Below are 21,056 nucleotides of genomic sequence, written 5' to 3' on the forward strand. Positions count from 1 at the left end.
GAAGATGGTTTCGACGAATACACTGGAGGCGATTGAACGCTTCAAGGAAAAGAGCCTGCCCTATATTCTTGAAATCGAGGGTATTCGGAAAGAATTTCCTGGCGTGGTGGCGCTGGATGATGTGCAGTTCCGGCTTCGCTCTGGCTCGGTCCATGCCCTGATGGGCGAGAATGGCGCCGGAAAATCCACGCTGATGAAGATCATTGCGGGGATCTATTCCCCTGACCGCGGCACCATCCGGCTGCGTGGCGAGGAGGTTGTCCTGGCCAGCCCGCTTGATGCGCTGGAACAGGGTATCGCGATGATCCATCAGGAACTGGCGCTGATGGACTGGATGACGGTCGCCGAGAACATCTGGATCCGGCGCGAGCCGAAAAATGCGCTTGGCCTGATCGATCATCGCAAGATGACCGAGATGACCCGAGAACTGTTTCAGCAGCTTCGGCTGAAGATTGATCCAACGGCACAGATCAGCACCCTGACCGTTGCGCAGCGTCAAATGGTCGAGATTGCCAAGGCGGTCAGCCACAGGTCGAACGTGCTGATTATGGACGAGCCCACCTCGGCAATCACCGAAACCGAGGTCGAGCATCTGTTCGAGATCATCCGCGACCTCAAGGCGCGTGGCGTGGCCATCGTCTACATCACCCACAAGATGAACGAGCTGTTCGAGATCGCCGATGAGTTCTCGGTTTTCCGCGATGGCAAATATGTGGGCACTCATGCCAGCACCGACGTGACCCGCGACGATATCATCCGCATGATGGTCGGACGCGAGATCACCAATATGTTCCCGAAAGAAGAGGCCGAGATCGGCGATGTGATCCTGTCGGTCAAGGATCTGTCCCTGCCGGGCACGTTCCACGGGATCACCTTTGATCTGCGGCGGGGCGAGATACTTGGTCTGGCGGGTCTGGTCGGCTCGGGTCGTTCGAATGTCGCCGAGGCGCTGTTCGGTGTGACGCCCGCCAGCGGAGGCACGATCAGTATCGACGGACGCCAGGTCGCCATTACATCGCCCGCCGATGCCATGCGCGAGGGGATGGCGCTGCTGACCGAGGACCGCAAGGATACCGGCTGCTTCCTGCCGCTTTCCATTTTGGAAAACATGCAGATCGCCGCTCTTCAGGAAGGTCACGTCAAGCTGGGCTATGTCGATGAGAAGGGCATGACCAATCTCTGCCTTGACATGAAGGACAAGCTGCGGATCAAGACCCCGAACCTCGAAGAGCGGATCGAGAACCTTTCGGGGGGCAACCAGCAAAAGGTGCTGATCGCACGTTGGCTTTTAACCAAGCCCCGTATCCTGATCCTCGACGAGCCGACGCGCGGCATTGATGTCGGCGCAAAGGCGGAAATCCACCGTCTGATTTCGCGTCTTGCGCAGTCCGGGGTCGCTGTCATCATGATTTCGTCCGAACTGCCCGAGGTTTTGGGCATGTCTGATCGGATCATGGTCATGCACGAGGGTCATATGACCGGGATTCTGGATCGGGCTGAGGCCGATCAGGTGAAAATCATGGAACTGGCGGCCCGCTGAGGCCTTTGTGGCGTGGTGCCAAGGAGGAGTATTATCTCATGGACAATGTGCAGATCGAACCGATCAGGCGACAGCGGCGCGGCTTGCCACAAGAGTTGAATATTCTGCTGGTGCTGGTTGCCGTCGCTCTGATGTTCGAGCTTCTGGGATGGATTTTTCAGGGGCAGAGCTTCCTGATGAATACCCGTCGTCTGACGATCATGATCCTGCAAGTTTCGGTGATCGGTATCATTGCGATCGGGGTGACGCAGGTCATCATTACCGGGGGGATCGACCTGTCTTCTGGCTCGGTCGTTGCCATGACAGCGATGATAACAATGAGTGTGGCGCAGTCAGGTGATTATGCGCGTGCGATGTATCCGGCGCTGACCGACATGCCGGTCATCGTGCCACTGGCCCTGGGACTGGGCATCGGATTGGTTGCGGGGATGATTAACGGAGCACTGATCGCATTGACAGGGATCCCGCCGTTCATAGCGACTCTGGGCATGATGGTGACAGCACGCGGAATTGCCAAATGGTATACCAAGGGCCAGCCGATCAGTTTTCCAACCGATGGTTTCGCGGCGATTGGTGCGGGGGCAACGCCGGTCTTTATCTTTCTGGCCGTGGCGGTGATTTTTCACATTGCCCTGCGTTATACTCGCTATGGCAAGTTCACCTATGCGATCGGTGCCAACCCGCAGGCGGCCCGCGTTTCAGGCATCAACGTCAAGCGGCACCTGATCAAGGTCTATGCCATCGCCGGTTTGCTGGCAGGGCTTGCCGGCATCGTCACCGCTGCCCGCGCGGAAACCGCGCAGGCCGGCATGGGCATGATGTATGAGCTGGACGCCATCGCCGCAGCCGTGATCGGCGGCACCTCGTTGGCCGGGGGGCGAGGGCGGATCTTCGGCACAGTGATCGGCACGTTGATCCTGGGCCTGATGATGTCTGGTTTCACCTTCCTGCGGGTCGATGCCTTCTATCAGGAAATCGTCAAGGGCGTGATTATCGTTGCCGCTGTGATTGCCGACACCTATCGGCAGAAGGCCCGAAGCAAGAAAGCCTGAGCTCTCGTGCAGGTGACAGGCCCGGAGCAATTGCTGCGGGCCTTTTTCGTGGCTGCCACAATGCTGTGGAATATCTTTGTTTCTGCGGTCAAACTCGCTGCCACAAGCCTTGGCCGTGGCGCTGGTGAGTCTTTCGCAACTCGGTCTCGGCGGCATGGGCCTGCCCGGTGATCCGAGGTGTTTTGCCGCCGCGAAGGTGATGTTCTTTGCCGTGACGAATGCCCTGAAACTGATCTCCTATGCAGTTATCGGGGGAGTTCGGTTCAGATAATCTGGTCCGCGCTGCGGGAATGCTGCTGCTGGCCGTGGAGCAGCTTGGCTTGGTGCCTGGGTGGTCGGCCATATGCGCGCCGGCACCTTCTATCCCTTCACATACGCCTCGGTGGCGTTGGTCGGGATAAGCTGGTCCGGGGGGCGGGTATCAGGTTCCGGTCACGGTCGGGATGCGTGGGTCTTCATCATTGTGCTGCACGCGGGCGGCCACGGCCACAACCAATGCCTGCGCCAGACACATCGGTGCGGCCAGCGAACGCGAGAAGGTGTAATCATGTTCGGGAACCGGAAACAGCACCCGTGCCCACCGCGCCAGCGGCGACAGGGTGCTGTCCGAGATGGCGATGATGTCGGTTCCCCTCTGGCCCGCTTCCTCGACGACGTTCACCACTTCATTGGCATAGAAACGGAACGAGACCGCCAGCAGAACATCGGTCTTGCGAATGGTGCGGCCGATATGCGTGGCCAGCCCGCCGCCGGGGTCCAGCAGCACGCAGCGCTTGCCCAGCATGGTCAGCACATAACGCAGGAGTTCGACGACCGGCGATGAACGCAACTGGCCGATCAGGTAGATGATCTCGGCACGATCCAGCAGGTCGGCAGCCAGTGCCAGATCCTCGGGGTTCACCTCGTTCAGCAGTTGCTGCAATGAAGCGATGTCGCGCACCACCAGATCGCGCAGGAAACCGATCTCGGTCGGATCATCCGCACCTTTGAGTTCGGTTTCCAGCGCCCTGACGCGGGCCTCGAAGCCCGGTGCAGCAGTGGCCAGACGTTTCTGGAACAGCGCCTGTAACTCCTTGAAGCCCTTATAGCCCAGGGACTGGGCAAAGCGCACGAAACTTGAGGCGTGGATGCCGCAGCGTTCGGCAATGGCATTCACCGAATGGACGGCGACCTCGTTGGGATTCTGGGTCAGATAGACGGAGATGCGCTGATAGGTCTTGCTCATCTGATCGTGACGATCATGGATGATGCGGATCAGTTCTTCGTAATCCTGCGGCGGGTGGCTTGTTGGCATGGCTTTCCTCTGCTGCCAAGTCTGCAATAATTATTGCAGAGGGCCAAGCCCTCTTTCTTCCTGTTTTATTTCGATCAGCAGCCCTTTGCGTCGATCCACTGGCAGGGTGAAGCTGACATCGACGCCCTGATCCTCGACCTGCACCCGCGTCAGCACCATGTCGCCTGCCAGCCTGGGGGCGGGCCTGTAGGCTGTTCTCGAAGGTAAGCCTTGCCCGGCTCGTTACAGGAAACTTGTCGAATATCCAAAGCCCTTCCTGAGGTTGGGTGCCCGGTTATGCGCCGGGCACCCCGGAGAGCCGGGGCAGAAAGCGTCCCATCAGACGCTGCGGCAGAAAGGCGGCAGCGGATTATCAGGCCGTCACAGCCAACCATTGCCGCGTCGATGAAGAGTGCTGGATCGTCTCGACCAGCTGCTGGATACGCAATCCGGCTGCGAAGCCGAAAGGCTCGGGGGTCTCGCCTGCGATGGCGCGCAGATAGCCCTCGATCTCGATGGCTTTCAGGTCGTTGAAGCCGATCTGGTGGCCAGGGGCGACGCAGAAGCGGCCATAGGGCGGATGGTCGGGGCTGGCCTCGATGCGACGGAAGCCGCGGCGACCGGGCATGTCAGCGATTGAATAGAAATGCAGCTCGTTGAATCGCTCCTGACTGAAGGCCAGTGCGCCTTTTGTGCCATAGACCTCGAAATCATGCTGCATCTTGCGGCCGGTGGCGATCCAGTTACCTTCGATCGAACCCTGCGCGCCATTCGCGAAGCGCAGAAAGGCGCGACCGACATCATCCACGGTTACGGCACGCATCCTGCCCTGACCGTCGGGCCGCTGGCCAATCATGGTGATGCAATCGCCCATGACCTCGGTGATCGGACCCAGCAGGAATTCGGCCGTGGCCAGCGCATGGCTGCCGATATCGGCCAGCGCGCCGCCACCCGCCGGATCGTGGCGAAATGTCCAGGGACCGTCGGCATCGGCCATGTAATCCTCGGCATGCAGCCCGCGATAGCCCCGGATCTCGCCCAACTCGCCCGCTGCGATCATCTCGCGCGCAAGCCGCAGCATCGGGTTGCAGAGATAGTTGAAGCCGACCTGGGTCTTGACGCCTTTGGCTGCCGCCGCATCCGCCATCTGGCGCGCATCCGAGGCCAGCGGTGCCAACGGCTTTTCGCAATAGACATGCTTGCCGGCAGAGATGGCAGCCAAGGCCATTTCCTTGTGCAGCGCATTCGGGGCGGTGATGTCGATGACGTCGATTTCGGGGTTCTCGACCATGCTGCGCCAGTCGGCTGTGGCATGGGCGAAGCCGAAATCGGTTGCGGCACGGGCTGCGGCATCTTCGGTGACATCGGCGACCGTGTGCAGTTCCAGCCTGTAGGGAAGGTCAAAGACCTTCTGCGCGCTGGCAAAGCCGAAGACATGGGCCTTGCCCATGAAGCCGGTGCCAATCAGGCCGATACGCAGGACAGGTTTGTCAGACATGGGCGGTATCCAGTTTATAGATGACGTTACTACTCAACCGCCGTCCAGTTGGCGGACAAGACGACCGATTGACGAAACTTCGGCACGGGCGCGTGAAGATCCTGAATGCGTGCCGTCCCGAGGCACCGGCAGATCCTGCTCCAGCCGTTGCGGCAGCTTTGAAATAAAGGCCCCGCCGCCGTAACGGAGAACCATCGCGCGTCCGAGGTTGTTGTTGAAATCCGCGAACCAGCGGTGCAGCTGTTCAAGCATGAGCAAATGCCGCATTGACGATGAGAGCGTGGTCAACCGTGCCCTCCAGATAGTTGATTGCATTCTGGATGGAAGCGATGGCCATGCGTTCGCCGCATTCGGCAGTCAGGCCGGCGATGTGGGGCGACAGCACTGCGGTCCATTGGTCGAACAAGGGCGAATCGCCGGGCGGTTCATCGTCGAAGACATCGACCCCGGCAGCAGCAACCTGACCAGAGGCCAAAGCTTCGGCCAGTGCAGGTTCGTCCACCACACCACCGCGCGCGGTATTGGCAAGGACGACGCCCGGCTTCATCAGCGCGATCTCCCTTGCCCCCAGCAGCGGTTTGTTGGCCTTGGGCACATGGATCGAGATGCAATCGGCCCAGGCCAGCCCTTCGTCCAGATCGGTGATCTCGGCCACCGGACCTGCGGGCCAGCCCTTGCGTGAAAGATAGGGGTCATAGGCGCGGATCGTCATATCAAAGCCGGCGGCCATGCGGGCAAGGCGCTGCCCGGTGCGGCCATAGCCGATGACAAGCAGGTTCTTGCCCGATATTTCCTGCTGTTCCAGGCGATTGCGCCAGCCCCATTGGCCGGGCTTGCGCACCGCGCGGTCGGCCAGCAGCACCCGCTTGGCCCCGGCCAGTAATTGCATCATCGCATGTTCGGCGACCGAGATCGAATTTACGTCGCCAACGATGGTCAGGGCAATGCCGCGTTCGTTCAGCGCCGCAAGATCGACGGCATCATAGCCAACGCCGTGGCGCGAGACGACCTTCAGCTTTTCGGCCAGAGCCACAGTGGCGGCAGACAGCGGCTGGGTGCGGATCACCAGCGCATCGGCCTTGTGGATCAGTGGTGCGTAGGAAGGTTCCGAGATTTCCTCGACATAATCCACGGTGATGCCGCGCGCGGGCAGGTCGCGCAGCAGCGCCTCGCCTGCGGGATGCAATTTTCCGGCAACAAGAAGATGCGGCATCAATAGGCTCCTTTCATGGTGGCGGCGGCGGCAGAGCCGGTCAGGTCACGCCAGGTCGCGACCGAGGCGGCGGCTGCACTGGCCAGCAGGCGGGTATCACCGCCGACCGTGGTCAGGTCGAACCCCCAGCCGATGGCCTTGGCGGCATATTCCGGTGTGCCACAATGGATGCAGGCGCGAATGCCGTTCGTCTTGCAGGCGGCCTTGATGCGCTGAAGCAGTTCGATCATCTCGGGCTCCTCGCGGTCGAAGGCGGGGGGCAGGCGGCCGTTCTGGGTGCCAAGTGTCAGGTCTGCGGGGCCGACATAGATGCCGTCCAGGCCGGGCGTCGCCGCGATGGCCTCAAGGTTGTCTATGCCCCGCTGGGTCTCAACCATCGCCAGCGCAAGCACCTGATCGTTCGCCGCCACGCCATAGCCGCCATAGGCGATTGCGGCGCGGGTCGGGCCGAAGCTGCGCTGGCCATGCGGCGGATAGCGCATATAGCTGACGAATTCCGCCGCCTCCTCGGCCGAGTTGACCATCGGGCAGATGATGCCCTGCGCGCCGGCGTCCAGCGCCTTCATGATCGCGCCCGGTTCGCGCCATGGCACGCGGACCATCGGCGTGACGCCCGAGGCGCGCATCGCCTGTAGCATCGGCAGCACGGCACTGTAATCCAGCGCACCGTGCTGGGCGTCGATGGTGATGCTGTCATAATCCTGTGCCGCCATGATCTCGGCGGTCAACGGGTTGCCGATGGACAGCCAGCCATTGATCGCGGGGCGACCCTCGGCCCAATGCTGTTTCAGCTTGTTGTTGAACATCGCGTTTCCCCCCTCAGAACACGAGCTGTGCCAGCTTGGTGTCGAGGTAATCCTCGATCCCTTCGATGCCGCCCTCGCGACCCATGCCGGAATGGTTGGTGCCGCCGAAGGGCGCCTCGGATGCGGCAAGCGCGAAGCTGTTGATGCCGACCATGCCGGCCTTCAGCCCCGCCGCCATACGCCGTGCCCGGTCGGGCGAGCGGGTGAAGGCATAGGCAGCCAGCCCCATGTCGGACGCATTGGCGCGCGCCAGCGCCTCGTCCTCGGTCGAAAAGCGGGTGATGGCGGCGACAGGACCGAAGTTTTCCTCGGCAAAGACCTTCATGTCGTCGGTAACATCGGTCAGCACCGTCGGCTCGAAGAAGAAGCCGCTGTTCAGATGCGCCGGACGCATGCCGCCATGGGCCAGTGTCGCGCCGTTGCGGATGGCATCGGCGACGATGGATTCAATCTCGGCCAGTCGTCCGCCATTTATCAGCGGTCCCATGCCAGTGCCCGGATCCAACCCGTCGCCCAGCCTGATCTGCGCTGTCCGCGAAACGAAGCCGTCCACGAAGGCGTCGTGCAGGCTGTCATGGACGAAGATCCGGTCCGGGGTTACGCAGACCTGCCCGCAATTGGCGAACTTGGTCGGCACGGTCAGGTCCAGCGCGGTTTCCAGATCGGCGTCATCATGGATAATCAGTGGCGCATTGCCGCCAAGCTCCATGCTGACCTTCTTCACCGTATCGGCTGCATCGCGGATCATCTGCTGGCCGACGCGGGTCGAGCCGGTCAGGCTGACCTTGCGCACCCGATTGTCCGCCATGATCGGCGCATAGGTTGCGCCGGTCGGGCCGACGACAAGGTTCACCGCGCCATCGGGCAGCCCCGCCGCGCGCAGGCAGTCGATCATCACCATCGCCACGCCCGGCGTCTGTGAAGACGGGCGCAGCACCACCGGGCAGCCGGCAGCCAGCGCCGGGGCCAGCTTGCGGGCGGGCAGGGCGGCGGGGAAGTTCCAGGCGGTAAAGGCCCCGACGATCCCCACCGGCTCGCGCGTCACCTCGAAACGGCCGCCGGGGACACGGCTGTCGATGATGCGGCCATAGATGCGGCGGGCTTCCTCGGCGAACCAGCGGAACTGGTCGCAGGCAAGGCCCCATTCGCGGCCCGCCTGTGCGATGGGCTTGCCAGTCTCGACCGAGATCATCCGCGCGGCCTCGTCGGCACGGCGGATCATTTCGTCCGCGGCCTTGTGCAGCGCGTCGGCACGGCCAAAACCGCCCATCTCGCGCAGTTTGGGCAGGGCGCGCGCCGCAGCATCCAGTGCCGCCCGTGTGTCCTCGGCGGCGGCAAGGGCCACCGCACCCAGCGGCTTTTCGGTGACCGGAGAGATGACCTCGCCGCTGGTGGTGCCCTGTGTCCAGTTCCCGTCGATGAACAATCCGAATTGCGAATACATGGCTTATCCGATTTCCCTGGTTGCGACTGTGCGCCCCTCGGCGGCGGAAAGGATTGCGGCTTCGGCCAGTAACAGTGCCTGCCTGCCGTCCTCGAACCCGACGGGAACAGGCTTGCCTTGTTCGATGGCATCGACAAAGGCGCTGATCTCGGCTGCGAAGGCATCGGCATAGCGGTCGATGAAAAAGTTTTTCAGCGGCGCAGCCCGGTCGGTGAATTCCGCGCCATAAAGCCGCACCTGATTCATTATCGGGTTTTCCGAAATCGCCATGCCGGCGCTGCCGAATGCCTCGACGCGCTGGTCATAGCCATAGACCGCGCGGCGCGAGTTGGTGATGATCGCCTGCTTGCCCGATTCGGTTTTCAGGACAACGGTGACGGTGTCATAATCGTCGCAATGCTGCATCAGGGTCGGGTTGACCAGGCGCGAGCCGGTGGCGGTGACTTCGGTCACGTCCTCGCCCAGGATAAATCGGGCCATGTCGAAATCATGGATGGTCATGTCGCGGAAAATGCCGCCCGAGACCTTTATATAGGCATCGGGTGCCATGTCCGGGTCGCGCGAGGTGATGACGACCTGATGCAATTCGCCGATCTGGCCCGATTCGATGGCCTGCCGCACACCGGCGTGGCCGCTGTCGAAACGGCGCACAAAGCCCAGCATGATCGGCAGATCTGTCCCGGCAATTTTCGTTGCACAGGCATTAACCCGGTCCAGAGACAGGTCGATGGGTTTTTCACACAGGATGGCCTTGCCCGCGACGACCGACTGCTCGATCAGGTCGGCATGAGTGGCGGTCGAACTGGCGATCAGCACCGCATCCACCTCGGCCGAGGCCAGCGCCGCCTCGACCGAATCGAATTGCGGCACGCCCAGGGCGGCGGCGACTTCGGCGGCGGCAGGGGCGTGGATATCATAGACGCCCGCCAGCCGGGCGCGCGGATGGGCGGCGATATTTTCGGCGTGCATCCGGCCAATACGACCTGTGCCAAGGACGGCGATTCCTGTCATGGGTTCCTCCCGAAATTCACTTCGCAATAATCATTGCAGAAGTATTGCATTGTCAATCATCATTCCGTAGTGTTCCTGAAAACCCATCCGCAGGAGGAGGCGAGATGCCACGCAAGACCGTGCGCCTGACTATGGCTCAGGCCCTTGTCCGTTACCTTTGCAGTCAATTCACCGAGATCGACGGCCAGCGTCTCCCCCTGTTTGCCGGTGTCTTCGGGATATTCGGCCACGGCAATGTGACCTGCCTTTCCGAAGCGCTTGAGCAGGTTCAGGATCAGCTGCCGACATGGCGTGGCCAGAATGAACAAAGCATGGCGTTGGCCGCCATCGGTTTCGCCAAGGCCAAGCGACGCCGCCAACTGATGGTGGCCGCGACCTCGATCGGGCCGGGCGCGCTGAACATGGTGACGGCGGCGGGTGTGGCGATGGCGAACCGTCTGCCTGTGCTGCTGATTGCAGGTGACACTTTTGCGAATCGCCTGCCCGATCCGGTGTTGCAGCAGGTCGAGCATTTCGGCGACCCGACCATCACCGCGAATGATGCCTTCAAATCGGTCGTGCGCTATTGGGACCGTATCACGCTGCCCGAGCAGTTGATCCAGTCGCTGCCGCAGGCAGTCGCGACCATGCTGGACCCCGCCGATTGCGGCCCGGCCTTCATCGGGCTGGCGCAGGATACGCAGGAACTGGCCTATGATTACCCCGAGGCCTTCTTTGAACCGCGTATTTGGGCCATCCCGCGCCCGCGCCCTGACCGCGATGCCGTGCAGGCAGCGGCCGAACTGCTGAAATCGGCGAAGAAACCGCTGATTATTTCGGGCGGCGGCGTGCGCTATTCACTGGCTGAAGCTGCTCTGGCTGATTTTGCTGCCAAGCGCGGCATCCCTGTGGTCGAGACCATCGCGGGCAAGGGCGCGCTGACCCATGACCACCCGGTTCATGCCGGTCCCATCGGCATCGTCGGCTCGACCTCGGCCAATGCGTTGGCGAAAGAGGCCGACGTGATCCTGGCCATCGGCACCCGCTTGCAGGATTTCACCACCGGATCATGGACGGCTTTTGCCGAGGATGCGCGGTTCATTTCGGTCAACGCGGCGCGCTTTGACGCCATCAAGCACCGGTCGCTGGCCGTGGTCGGCGATGCGCTGGAAACCATCGGCGAGCTTGATGCGGCGCTTGGTGACTATGCCGCCGATGCCGGGCTGATGAAGCGTGCCAAGGCGCTGTTCGCCGAATGGAACACGCTGCTGGACGAGCATCAGGCCCCGACCAACGAACTGGTGCCATCTTATGCGCAGGTTGTCGGTGTCCTGAACAAGGTCGCCGGGCCGAACGACACGCTGATCGCCGCAGCGGGCGGCACGCCGGGGGAAGTGACCAAGGGCTGGCGGGTCAAGAATCCGAATACCTTCGACTGCGAATTCGGCTTTTCCTGCATGGGATACGAGATTGCGGCCGGCTGGGGCTGCGCCATGGCGCAGGAAGGGCCGGGCGCGACCGGCGGCACGCCTATCGTCATGCTGGGCGACGGCACCTATATGATGATGAACTCGGACATCTATTCGGCGGCGCTGACCGGCCACAAGATGGTCGTGGTTGTGTGCGACAACGGCGGTTTCGCGGTCATCAACCGGCTGCAACAGGCCAAGGGCGTGCCCGGTTTCAACAACCTGCTGGCCGATTGCAGGATACAGAACCGCGACAACCCGCTGCATGTCGATTTCGTGAAACATGCCGAAGCGATGGGTGCCCGCGCCGTCAAGGCCGAAAGCCTGGCCGATCTGGAAAGCGCGATGACGGATGCGCTGGCCCATGACGGGGTGACGGTGATCTCGATCGTCTCGGATGCCTGGAAATGGGTGCCGGGGGATGCGGATTGGGATGTCGGCGTGCCCGAGATTTCCAATTTCGAGACCGTTCGCGCTGCGCGTGCAGCACAAGAAAAAATCCGTAAAGCACAGCGGCTGGGTGTCTGAAATGAAAGCAAAGCTTGGTATCGCACCTATCGCGTGGTGGAATGATGACTTGGCCGAACTGTCCGATGACGTCAGCCTTGAGGAATGCTTGCGACAGGCGTCCGAGGCTGGCTTTACCGGCATGGAAACCGGACGCCGCTTTCCGATGGACATGGCCGAACTGGGGCCGATCCTCGACCGTTTCGGAATATCGGTCTGCGGTGGCTGGTTCTCGGGCTTGCTTCTGGACGGCGATATTGAGGCTGAAAAGGATCGTATCGCGCAGCAGATGGAGTTTTTCATTGCTGCCGGTGCGCCCTGTATCGTCTATGGCGAGACCGCGCGCTCTATTCAGGGTATGCGTTCCGCGCCGCTGGCCACCAAACCGAAGCTGTCCGAATCCGAGATGGCTGCCTATGGCCGCAAGATCAGCGATTTTGCCGATTGGTGCGCGGGGCAGGGTATGCCGATCAGCTATCATCACCACATGGCGGCAGCGGTCGAGACCGAGGCCGAGCTTGACCTGTTCATGAAGCATTCCTCGCTGCCGCTGCTCTACGATGCGGGCCATATGGCCTTTGCCGGTGGTGATGTGATGCGGGTGATCGAGAACCACCATGCCCGCATCAGCCATGTCCATACCAAGGACATCCGCCATGCCGTCGTGGATGGGCTGGATCGTTCGCGCGACAGTTTTCTTGATGCCGTTATCCGGGGCGCCTTCACCGTTCCGGGCGATGGCGATCTGGATTTCGAGGCCATCGTCAAGGCATTGGCGGCCAAGGGCTATGAGGGTTGGTTCGTCGTCGAGGCCGAGCAGGACCCGGTGGCAAACCCGCCGCTGGAGATGGCGAAAAAGGGGCACAAGGAACTGCTGCGCGTGATGGCGGCGGCAGGTTACGAGGTGGTGAAATGAACCGCATTGATGGAAAGATCGCTGTTGTCACCGGCGGCACGCAGGGGCTTGGCGCGGCTATTGCAAGGTTGTTCGCAGAGGCGGGCGCGGCGGGCATCGTGATCGTCGGGCGCGGCGTCGAGAAGGGGCAGGCGGTTGCGACCGAAATCACGGCGGCGACCGGCGTTCCGGCCGAGATGGTGGCCGCCGATCTGGGCCAGATCGAGGACGTGCAGGCCGTCATCCCCGCCGCTGACAGGCGCTTCGGCCGCGTGGATATCCTGGTCAATGCCGCCGGTCTGACCGACCGTGGCAACCTGCTGAACACCACGCCCGAGTTGTTCGACCGCATGTTCGCGGTCAACACCCGCGCGCCCTTCTTTTTGATGCAGGACGCGGCCAAAGTGATGATCCGCGAGGGCATCGAGGGCCGCATCGTCAATATCGGCTCGATGTCCGCGCTGGTCGGCCAGCCCTTTCTTGCGCCCTATGCCGGCTCCAAGGGGGCCTTGGCGACGCTGACCCGCCATGCCGGTTTCGCGCTGATGCGGCACCGGATTCACGTCAACCAGCTTGATATCGGCTGGATGAACTCGGACCATGAACGCGCGCTGGTATTGTCGGAAACCGGCGATCCCGATTTCATCGACCGGGCGGCGGCGCAGAAACCTTTCGGTCGCATCCTCGACCCGAAAGAGGTTGCGCGCACCGTGTTGTGGATGGCCTCGGACGACAGCGGCATGATGACCGGGGCGGTCATCCCCTTCGACCAGTCCGTTCACGGCGGCTATGACGACGCACCGGTTCCGGCGGCAAAACTGGAGGCGTGACGATGCGGACCATCAAGGGGCCGGGCGTCTTTCTGGCTCAGTTCGCGGCTGATGATGCCCCCTATGACTCGCTGCCCGGTCTGGCGAAATGGGCGGCGGACAAGGGCTTCAGGGGGGTGCAGATCCCGACCTGGGACACCCGCCTGATCGACATGGCGAAGGCCGCCGAAAGCGATGCCTATTGCGACGAGATCAAGGGGCTGCTGGCGGATAATGGTCTTGAGATCACCGAATTCGCTTCACATATCACCGGGCAGTTGGTGGCAGTGCATCCGGCACATGACGTCATCATGGACAGCTTTGCGCCGGAAGCGGTGCGCGGCAATCCGCCCTCCCGCAGGGCATGGGCCGAGGAGCAGTTGCGCTTTGCTGCCCGCGCCTCGCAGCGGCTGGGGATCGACCGGCATGTGACCTTTTCGGGTGCGCTGCTGTGGCCCTATCTCTACCCCTATCCGCAATGGCCCGAGGGGTTGGTCGAGGAAGGTTTTGACGAACTGGCGCGGCGCTGGACGCCGATCCTTGATGATTTCGACGCGCATGGCGTGGATGTCTGCTACGAGATCCATCCCTGCGAGGATCTGCATGACGGCCATAGCTGGGAGTTCTTTCTTGAGAAGGTAAAGAACCACCCCCGCGCCAACATCATGTATGACCCCAGCCATTTCGTGCTGCAAGCACTGGATTATCTGGCCTTCATCGACCATTATCACGACCGTATCCGGGCCTTTCATGTCAAGGATGCCGAGTTCCGCCCGGACGGCAAGTCCGGTGCCTATGGCGGCTATCAGCCGTGGTCGAAGCGCGCCGGACGTTTTCGCAGTCCCGGCGACGGGCAGGTCGATTTCGGGGCGATCTTCACCAGGCTGACCACCCATGGTTTCGATGGCTGGGCGGTGCTGGAATGGGAATGCTTCATCAAGAACCCCGAGGACGGCGCCCGCGAAGGCGCGCAATTCATCGCGGACCATATTATCCGGGTGTCGGATCGCGCTTTCGACGATTTCGTGAAATCTGGCGCCAATCGCAGCGCCAACCGGGCGATGCTGGGGTTGGAGGAATGAGCATGTTGCGTCTTGGGATGGTGGGCGGCGGGCAGGGCGCCTATATCGGCAATATCCACCGGCTTGCGGCGCGGCTGGATGGGCAATGGCAGCTGGTGGCCGGGGCCTTTGACGTCGATCCCGAACGCGGCCGCGCCTTCGCGATCTCGCAGGGGCTGGACCCCGCGCGCAGCTATGGGACGTATCAGGAACTGATTGCGGGCGAAGCGGGGCGACAGGATCGGGTCGATGCCGTGGCGATCTGCACGCCGAACTTCACCCATTACCCGATCGCGAAGGCACTGATCGAGGCGGGCTTTGACGTGATCTGCGAAAAGCCCCTGACCGCGACTCTGAAGGATGCCGTGGCGCTTGAGGCGCTGGCCCGCGAGTCGGGCCGCTTCGTCGGTGTGACCTATACCTATTCCGGTTATCCGATGGTGCATGAGGCCCGCGTCCGCGTCGCCCGTGGCGAGTTGGGTGCGATCCGCACCGTGCAGGTTGAATATCCGCTGGAATGGATGGCGACCGCAATCGAGCAGTCGGGCAATGCCCAGGCTGCCTGGCGCACCGATCCGAACAAGAACGGTCGCGGCGGCTCCATCGGTGACATCGGCACCCATGCCTATCATCTGGCGGGCTTTGTCACCGGCCTAAAGCTGGAGGCACTGACCGCCGATCTGGCAACCTTTGTGGGCGGTCGGGCGCTGGACGACAACGCCCATGTGATGATGCGCTATCAGGGCGGGGCGCGGGGGCTGTTGTGGTCCTCGCAGGTTGCCATTGGCAATTCCAACGGCGTGCGGTTGCGGGTTTTTGGCGAAAAAGGCTCGCTGCAATGGTTTCAGGAACAGCCGAACGAGCTGATCTTCACGCCGCTGGACGGTCGTGTGCAGATCATCAAGCGCGGTGCAGACGACCTGTCCGAAGACGCCAGGCTGCGTATCCGCACACCCCCCGGCCATCCTGAAGGTTATCTGGAGGCCTTCGCCAACCTCTATGCCGGTTTCGCCGAGGCGATCCGTGCCCGGCAGGAGGGGCGCAAACCCGGCCTGTTGGGGCAGAATCTGCCGCTGGCCCATGACGGGCTGAAGGGTGTCGCCTTTGTCGAGGCGGTCGTGGACAGCCATGAGGCCGAGGGCCAGCCATGGCTGACGCCCGTTGCGGTCTGACTGTCGCCGCCCCGATTGGGGCCGCGCATCCCGCCGGGGAGGAGGGGCATATGAAGACGCTTGACGTTATCACCATTGGCCGTTCGTCGGTTGATCTCTATGGCCAGCAGGTCGGTGGGCGGCTTGAGGATATGGGGTCGTTTGCCAAGTATATTGGCGGTTCGCCCACCAATATCGCCTGCGGAACGGCGCGGCTGGGGCTGCGTTCCGCCGTCATCACGCGGGTCGGGGATGAGCATATGGGCCGGTTCATCCGCGAGCAGCTTGCGCGCGAGGGGGTGGACACGCGCGGCGTCACGACCGATCCCGAGCGGCTGACGGCGCTGGTGCTGCTGGGCATCCGTGACCAAGACAGCTTCCCGCTGATCTTCTACCGCGAGAACTGCGCCGATATGGCGCTGAGCGAGGACGACATCGACGAGGGCTTCATCGCCGAGGCCCGCTCGGTGCTGGCTACCGGCACGCATCTGAGCCATCCGCGCACCGAGGCCGCGGTGCTGAATGCGCTGCAACTGGCGCGCAAGCACGGCGCGCGGACGGCGCTGGATATCGACTATCGCCCGAACCTCTGGGGCGTGGCCAGCCATGGCGAGGGCGAGAGCCGCTTTGTCGCAAGCGCCGCAGTGACAGCGAAGCTGCAATCGACGCTGCATCTTTTCGATCTGATCGTCGGCACCGAGGAGGAATTCCATATCGCCGGAGGCTCGACCGACACCATCGCGGCCCTGCGCGCGGTCCGCAAGGTCAGCACCGCCACGCTGGTCTGCAAGCGCGGCGCGGCGGGGGCCGTGGCCTTCGAGGGCGCGATCCCGGACAGCCTGGACGACGGCCAGACCGGCCCCGGCTTCCCGATCGAGGTGTTCAACGTGCTGGGTGCGGGCGACGGCTTCTTTTCGGGGCTGCTCAAAGGCTGGCTGGATGACGAGGACTGGCCGCGCACGCTGGAATACGCCAATGCCTGCGGCGCCTTCGCCGTCAGCCGCCACGGCTGCACCCCGGCCTATCCGTCGCTTGCCGAGCTGGACTTTTTCCTTGGGCGCGGGGTCATCCGCCCCGACCTGCGCAACGACCCCGAGCTTGAACAGATCCACTGGGCCACCAACCGCAGCGGCGACTGGTCCACCATGCGGATTTTCGCCTTCGACCACCGCGCGCAGCTTGAGGAGATGACGGGTTACACGCCGGAAAAAGGCGGCACCTTCAAGGAATTGTGCCTGAGGGCTGCACTGAAGGTCGCTGGCGGCCAGCCCGGCCATGGCATCCTGTGCGACAACCGCATCGGGCGGCGGGCGCTGCATGCGGCCTCGGGGACGGGGCTGTGGATCGGTCGGCCCTGCGAATGGCCGGGTTCCCGTCCGCTGGAACTCGAACCCGAGCTTGGGCCGGATTGCGGCACCCTGTCCGAATGGGCGCGCGAAAACGTGGTCAAGGTGCTGTGCTTCTGCCATCCCGATGACGACGCCGAAACGCGCACCGCACAGGAGGCGACGGTCAAGCGCCTGTTCACCGCAGCCCGTCGCAACGGGCTGGAATTTCTGCTGGAGATTATTCCATCCAAGGTCGGTCCGGTCGATGACGACACCACGGCGGTCCTGATCCGGCAATTCTACGAGATCGGCATCTATCCCGACTGGTGGAAGCTGGAGCCGATGCAGACCGCCGCCGCCTGGCGGAACGCCATCGCCGCGATTGAGGCCCATGACCGCCACACTCGCGGCATCGTGGTGTTGGGCCTCGACGCGCCCGAGGCAGAACTTGCCGCCAGTTTCAAGGTGGCGGCGGGGTTCGATCTGGTGCGCGGCTTCGCGGTCGGGCGCACGATCTTTGGCGCGGTGGCGCGGGCCTGGCTGAAAGGTGAATTGACCGACACCGCCGCCGTGGACGAAATGGCGGCACGCTATCAGCGGCTGTGCGAAATCTGGGACGAGGCGCGCTGCGCAGGCCCATTCCTGTCGCCAAAGGCATGACGATGTTCGATCTTGACGACGCCTTTTATCGTCCGCTTTGGCTCCGGCTGTTGCTGGTTGCGCTGGCCTTGGGTTGGGGGCTGTTCGAATTCGCGTCTGCTGCGCCTTTCTTCGGCATAATCTTTGTCGCCATCGGGCTTTATGCAGCCTGGCGTTTCTTCGTGACATTCAACCCGCCCGGAGAGGACAGATGAGCAACCTGCTGCTGAGGCCCCCTGCCACGAAAGGCAAGGTCTTCGACATCACGCCAAAATCCGCTGGCTGGACATATGTTGGTTTCGGCCTTTACCGGCTGGCCCCCGGCGACACCGTGGCCGAGGATACCTGCGGCAACGAGGTCATTCTGGTGATGGTCGAGGGCAAGGCCTCGTTCCACGCTGCCGGCAGGGATTGGGGCGTTTTGGGCGACCGCATGAACGTCTTTGAAAAGACCCCGCCGCACAGCCTTTATGTTCCGAATGGCCAGCGGTGGCAGGCCGAGGCACTGACCGATTGCGTCATCGCCGTTTGCGCGGCACCGGGTCATGGCGGGCATGAGGCGCGGCGCCTTGGTCCCGAAGGGATCGTGCTGACACAGCGCGGCGAGGGCGCGAACACACGCTTCATCAACAATATTGCGATGGAGGCCGACCCGGTTGCCGACAGCCTGCTTGTCACCGAGGTGTTCACACCAGCGGGCAACTGGTCTTCATACCCCAGCCATCGTCATGACGAGGACGACTATCCCCGGATCACCTATCTGGAAGAGACCTATTACCACCGCCTGAACCCACCCGATGGTTTTGGCTTTCAACGTGTCTATACGGACGACGGCTGTCTGGATGAAACCATGACGGTTCGTGACGGCGATGTGGTGCTGGTCCCGCGCGGCCATCACCCTTGTGGTGCCCCGGTGGGATTCGAAATGTATTATCTGAATGTCATGGCTGGGCCGTTGCGCAAATGGCGTTTCATTTCGGCGCCCGAGGTTGCGCATTTGTTCTGAGGGAACCGGGTCTCGAAAATACCAGCTTCATGCAGGTCGTCCGGAACAGCACCGTCTTGGGACGCGTCGCAAAAATACTGTTGCCTGAACTGCTTCTCCGCAAGCAAGAGAAGGGACATTGGTCCGGCGGTTCGATCTTGGTCTTGAATGGCTCGATGTTCTCCAGACAGGATCGCTGTTCGCTGACCTTGCGAAAATATTCGGTCTGGTCGGAGAAAAAGGTGCGCGTGGCTCTGCTCTGCCCGCTGAAAACTGGATCGTTTGAAGCTGGAGTTTTCGGCTAGGCTTTCCCTGACTGACCGCCTCGGTTCGGGTCAATGCGAGGCGCTGGCGCAGGCTGTTGGCGTCGTATCCCTTGTCTGCAAGCAGACGTTTCGGTGCGGGGCATTTGCCCGGCAGCACAGGGGTGGCAGAGATGTCGGCCTCGTTTCCCAGGCCGAGGGTGAAGGCCTCGGCCGCCCGCAACCGTCTGTCAGGGCGTGGATTTTGGTGGTTGCCCCGCCACGCGAACGCCGCCCGATGGCCTGAGCTTTCGCCCCCCTTTGCCGCCATGGGCCGAGCGATGGGCGCGCAGGGCGGTGCTGTCGATGCTCAGGTCGTCCGGCAGTTCCGCCCGCGCCGCGAGGGTGGCGAAGATGCGGGTTCACAGGTCGTGATGGCTCCAGCGGTTGAAACGATTGCAGATCGTGGTTGAGGGGCCATAGGCGGCTGGACAGTCCTGCCAGCGGCAGCCGACACGCAGGACATGGATGATCCCGCGGATCACACGGCGATCATCCACCCGCTGCGCACCCGGCTGGTTCCTTGGCGGCAATGGCTCGATGCCGGCCCATGCCCGATCCGAAAGCCGGAATTCTGCTATTGCTCCCTCCAACATCCACTCCAGGGAGAAGTGAAGCGCCAAACAAAACAATATCAATATGATGATTGAATTTTCAGTCTGAGCCTTTGTTCTGCTTCAGCAGCGGCAAAAGAATAGTGCGGCAAACGTCCCTCAAATCTTCGTCATCAGCCGCCCGGGTCCGCTTCAAGAACACTACCAGCCTTCGCTCGGGGCAGCGCATAGGCACCGCATTTCGAGGTGGCGAAGCCACCGCCGACCATCGCTTCGGCGAATTTGACCGCAGCAGTGACGCCATCGATGACCGGGATCCCGCAACGCGCCCGCAAATCGGCAGCGAGGTCGGCCATACCAGCGCAACCAAGGATCACTGCGTCAACCCTGTCCTCGTCGCGGGCCGCCAATATCTGGGCTTCGATCAAGGCGGTGCCACCCTCTTCGAGATCAAGAACCGGCATATCGGCGGCGCGGACGCTGCGACAGCGATGGGTCGCACCATAAGACTGAAGCAGATCTTCGATAATCGGAACCGAACGGGGTAGCGTCGTCACGACCGAGAACCTGGCTGCGATCGTCATGGCGACCTGAACGGCGGCCTGACAGATGCCGATAACGGGACCACGGGCAACCTCGCGCGCGGCATCCAGTCCGGGATCGTCGAAGCAGGCGATGACATGAGCAGCCGCACCCTGAGCCTCGGCGGACATGATCGCGCGCAACAGGGCGGGGACGGCCATTGCCTCGTCTGCGTAGCCTTCGATGCTGGCCGGGGTCCCGCGCGGATTGCAGGCCAGCAGCGTTGTGCCCGGCGAAATCACTGCCTTGGCTGCCGCAGCGGCCCTGTCCGTCATGGATGCAGTCCCGTTTGGGTTGACGAGATGAAGGATCACGGGGCGTCCTCCCGGATCGGGATGATGCTGTCGATTGGCGGGGCGCGTAGCGTGAACTGACGATCCGGAACGATATATTCGTCGGCGTGCAGGCGGGCGATCGGCTGATAGGCTGCCGGGTCGACATAGCGGCCACCGTCGTCCAGGCAGTCGCGCCTGACATGCATGAACTCGACCAGCCCCAGCACGATGACGCGCCGGTCATAGTCGATCAGTTGTTCGACGCGACATTCCATCGCGCAGGGCGCCTCGGTAATGATCGGCGCCCGGACCCGCGCGCCGGGGCGCGGGGTCAGGCCGGCAGTCAGGATCTCATCCACGTCAGCATCGAACGGAAGCCCGCAGACCAACATCGCCGGCGCAAGCGCCATATCGACCATGTTGACGACAAATTCCCCAGTCGCCCTGATATTGGCGACGGTATCCTTGCTGGCACCGTCGGGGCGTGTCTGAATCCCCAGAATGACGATGGGCGGTTCATGGGAAAAGACGTTGAAGAAACTCATCGGCGCTGCATTACGTCCCGCCGGGCCGCTGGTGGACACGAGGGCAATTGGGCGGGGTCCGACGAAGTTCGTCAGCAGGCGGTAGCGGTCATCGGCGGGCAGCGCCGTGAAGTCGAACTCGGTCATGGATAGGCTCAG

General features: G+C 62.5%; 23 protein-coding genes. 12 read left to right on the forward strand and 11 right to left on the reverse strand.

Going from position 1 to position 21,056, the window contains the following annotated elements; translation table 11 throughout:
* Positions 1-4 precede the first annotated feature (4 nt).
* From Q4G14_RS01605 to Q4G14_RS01615, 3 genes are all read left to right on the forward strand, one after another.
* On the forward strand, positions 5-1,540 hold the full coding sequence (locus Q4G14_RS01605; protein ID WP_303359970.1) for a sugar ABC transporter ATP-binding protein: 1,536 nt from the start codon (positions 5-7) through the stop codon (positions 1,538-1,540).
* Positions 1,541-1,578: 38 nt separating this feature from the next.
* Positions 1,579-2,592, forward strand: coding sequence for an ABC transporter permease (locus Q4G14_RS01610; RefSeq protein WP_303359971.1), 1,014 nt, complete (start codon positions 1,579-1,581; stop codon positions 2,590-2,592).
* 109 nt (positions 2,593-2,701) lie between these two features.
* Complete coding sequence (locus tag Q4G14_RS01615; protein ID WP_303359972.1) at positions 2,702-2,863, forward strand: hypothetical protein; 162 nt, start codon at positions 2,702-2,704, stop codon at positions 2,861-2,863.
* A 150-nt stretch (positions 2,864-3,013) separates the two neighbouring features.
* Here the strand turns inward: Q4G14_RS01615 and Q4G14_RS01620 are convergent, their stop codons facing one another.
* The 8 genes from Q4G14_RS01620 to iolG form a co-directional block, all read right to left on the reverse strand.
* Complete coding sequence (locus Q4G14_RS01620) at positions 3,014-3,886, reverse strand: MurR/RpiR family transcriptional regulator (protein WP_303359973.1); 873 nt, start codon at positions 3,884-3,886, stop codon at positions 3,014-3,016.
* Between the two features lie 30 nt (positions 3,887-3,916).
* The gene (locus Q4G14_RS01625) at positions 3,917-4,045 is read right to left on the reverse strand and encodes a hypothetical protein (RefSeq protein WP_303359974.1); all 129 of its coding nucleotides are present in this window, start codon (positions 4,043-4,045) and stop codon (positions 3,917-3,919) included.
* Between the two features lie 193 nt (positions 4,046-4,238).
* Positions 4,239-5,363, reverse strand: coding sequence for a Gfo/Idh/MocA family protein (locus Q4G14_RS01630; RefSeq protein ID WP_303359975.1), 1,125 nt, complete (start codon positions 5,361-5,363; stop codon positions 4,239-4,241).
* 33 nt (positions 5,364-5,396) lie between these two features.
* Positions 5,397-5,615, reverse strand: a complete 219-nt coding sequence (locus Q4G14_RS01635) for a hypothetical protein (RefSeq protein WP_303359976.1) — start codon at positions 5,613-5,615, stop codon at positions 5,397-5,399.
* Positions 5,608-6,576 carry a hydroxyacid dehydrogenase gene (locus tag Q4G14_RS01640; RefSeq protein WP_303359977.1) on the reverse strand — a complete coding sequence of 323 codons (969 nt, stop codon included), beginning with the start codon at positions 6,574-6,576 and terminating at the stop codon, positions 5,608-5,610. The genes Q4G14_RS01635 and Q4G14_RS01640 overlap by 8 nt, the downstream gene beginning before the upstream one ends.
* Positions 6,576-7,382: an HpcH/HpaI aldolase/citrate lyase family protein gene (locus tag Q4G14_RS01645; protein ID WP_303359978.1), complete on the reverse strand. Its 807-nt coding sequence runs from the start codon at positions 7,380-7,382 to the stop codon at positions 6,576-6,578. The genes Q4G14_RS01640 and Q4G14_RS01645 overlap by 1 nt, the downstream gene beginning before the upstream one ends.
* 13 nt (positions 7,383-7,395) lie before the next feature.
* Positions 7,396-8,826: an NAD-dependent succinate-semialdehyde dehydrogenase gene (locus Q4G14_RS01650; protein WP_303359979.1), complete on the reverse strand. Its 1,431-nt coding sequence runs from the start codon at positions 8,824-8,826 to the stop codon at positions 7,396-7,398.
* A 3-nt stretch (positions 8,827-8,829) separates the two neighbouring features.
* A complete protein-coding gene (iolG, locus tag Q4G14_RS01655) occupies positions 8,830-9,837 on the reverse strand; it encodes an inositol 2-dehydrogenase (protein WP_303359980.1) in 1,008 nt (335 codons plus the stop codon).
* A gap of 104 nt (positions 9,838-9,941) precedes the next feature.
* Between iolG and iolD the strand changes: the two genes are divergently transcribed.
* Genes iolD through Q4G14_RS01700 form a run of 9 tightly spaced genes read left to right on the forward strand, consistent with a single transcriptional unit; the run spans position 9,942 to position 18,965 of the window.
* On the forward strand, positions 9,942-11,813 hold the full coding sequence (gene iolD / locus Q4G14_RS01660; protein WP_303359981.1) for a 3D-(3,5/4)-trihydroxycyclohexane-1,2-dione acylhydrolase (decyclizing): 1,872 nt from the start codon (positions 9,942-9,944) through the stop codon (positions 11,811-11,813).
* A 1-nt stretch (position 11,814) separates the two neighbouring features.
* Positions 11,815-12,708 carry a myo-inosose-2 dehydratase gene (iolE, locus tag Q4G14_RS01665; RefSeq protein WP_303359982.1) on the forward strand — a complete coding sequence of 298 codons (894 nt, stop codon included), beginning with the start codon at positions 11,815-11,817 and terminating at the stop codon, positions 12,706-12,708.
* Positions 12,705-13,517 (forward strand): SDR family oxidoreductase, encoded by an 813-nt coding sequence (locus Q4G14_RS01670; protein WP_303359983.1) that lies wholly within the window; start codon positions 12,705-12,707, stop codon positions 13,515-13,517. Before iolE ends, Q4G14_RS01670 begins: the two co-directional genes overlap by 4 nt.
* Positions 13,518-13,519: 2 nt before the next feature.
* Positions 13,520-14,578, forward strand: coding sequence for a sugar phosphate isomerase/epimerase (locus Q4G14_RS01675; protein WP_303359984.1), 1,059 nt, complete (start codon positions 13,520-13,522; stop codon positions 14,576-14,578).
* Positions 14,579-14,595: 17 nt separating this feature from the next.
* Positions 14,596-15,729: a Gfo/Idh/MocA family protein gene (locus Q4G14_RS01680; RefSeq protein WP_303360089.1), complete on the forward strand. Its 1,134-nt coding sequence runs from the start codon at positions 14,596-14,598 to the stop codon at positions 15,727-15,729.
* A gap of 50 nt (positions 15,730-15,779) precedes the next feature.
* On the forward strand, positions 15,780-17,696 hold the full coding sequence (gene iolC, locus Q4G14_RS01685; RefSeq protein ID WP_303359985.1) for a 5-dehydro-2-deoxygluconokinase: 1,917 nt from the start codon (positions 15,780-15,782) through the stop codon (positions 17,694-17,696).
* Between the two features lie 2 nt (positions 17,697-17,698).
* On the forward strand, positions 17,699-17,890 hold the full coding sequence (locus Q4G14_RS01690; RefSeq protein WP_303359986.1) for a DUF3329 domain-containing protein: 192 nt from the start codon (positions 17,699-17,701) through the stop codon (positions 17,888-17,890).
* Complete coding sequence (gene iolB, locus Q4G14_RS01695; protein WP_303359987.1) at positions 17,887-18,681, forward strand: 5-deoxy-glucuronate isomerase; 795 nt, start codon at positions 17,887-17,889, stop codon at positions 18,679-18,681. The genes Q4G14_RS01690 and iolB overlap by 4 nt, the downstream gene beginning before the upstream one ends.
* Before the next feature lie 29 nt (positions 18,682-18,710).
* The gene (locus Q4G14_RS01700) at positions 18,711-18,965 is read left to right on the forward strand and encodes a hypothetical protein (RefSeq protein WP_303359988.1); all 255 of its coding nucleotides are present in this window, start codon (positions 18,711-18,713) and stop codon (positions 18,963-18,965) included.
* A gap of 359 nt (positions 18,966-19,324) precedes the next feature.
* Here Q4G14_RS01700 and Q4G14_RS01705 read toward each other — a convergent pair whose 3' ends face one another.
* The 3 genes from Q4G14_RS01705 to Q4G14_RS01715 form a co-directional block, all read right to left on the reverse strand.
* Positions 19,325-19,558, reverse strand: a complete 234-nt coding sequence (locus Q4G14_RS01705; protein WP_303359989.1) for a transposase — start codon at positions 19,556-19,558, stop codon at positions 19,325-19,327.
* A gap of 131 nt (positions 19,559-19,689) precedes the next feature.
* Positions 19,690-20,412, reverse strand: a complete 723-nt coding sequence (locus tag Q4G14_RS01710) for an aspartate/glutamate racemase family protein (protein ID WP_303359990.1) — start codon at positions 20,410-20,412, stop codon at positions 19,690-19,692.
* Positions 20,409-21,044 carry a flavin reductase family protein gene (locus tag Q4G14_RS01715; RefSeq protein ID WP_303359991.1) on the reverse strand — a complete coding sequence of 212 codons (636 nt, stop codon included), beginning with the start codon at positions 21,042-21,044 and terminating at the stop codon, positions 20,409-20,411. Before Q4G14_RS01715 ends, Q4G14_RS01710 begins: the two co-directional genes overlap by 4 nt.
* Positions 21,045-21,056 lie beyond the last annotated feature (12 nt).

Origin of the sequence: Paracoccus sp. (in: a-proteobacteria) (assembly GCF_030538755.1) — a bacterium.
In the GTDB taxonomy this organism is placed as follows: Bacteria; Pseudomonadota; Alphaproteobacteria; order Rhodobacterales; family Rhodobacteraceae; genus Paracoccus.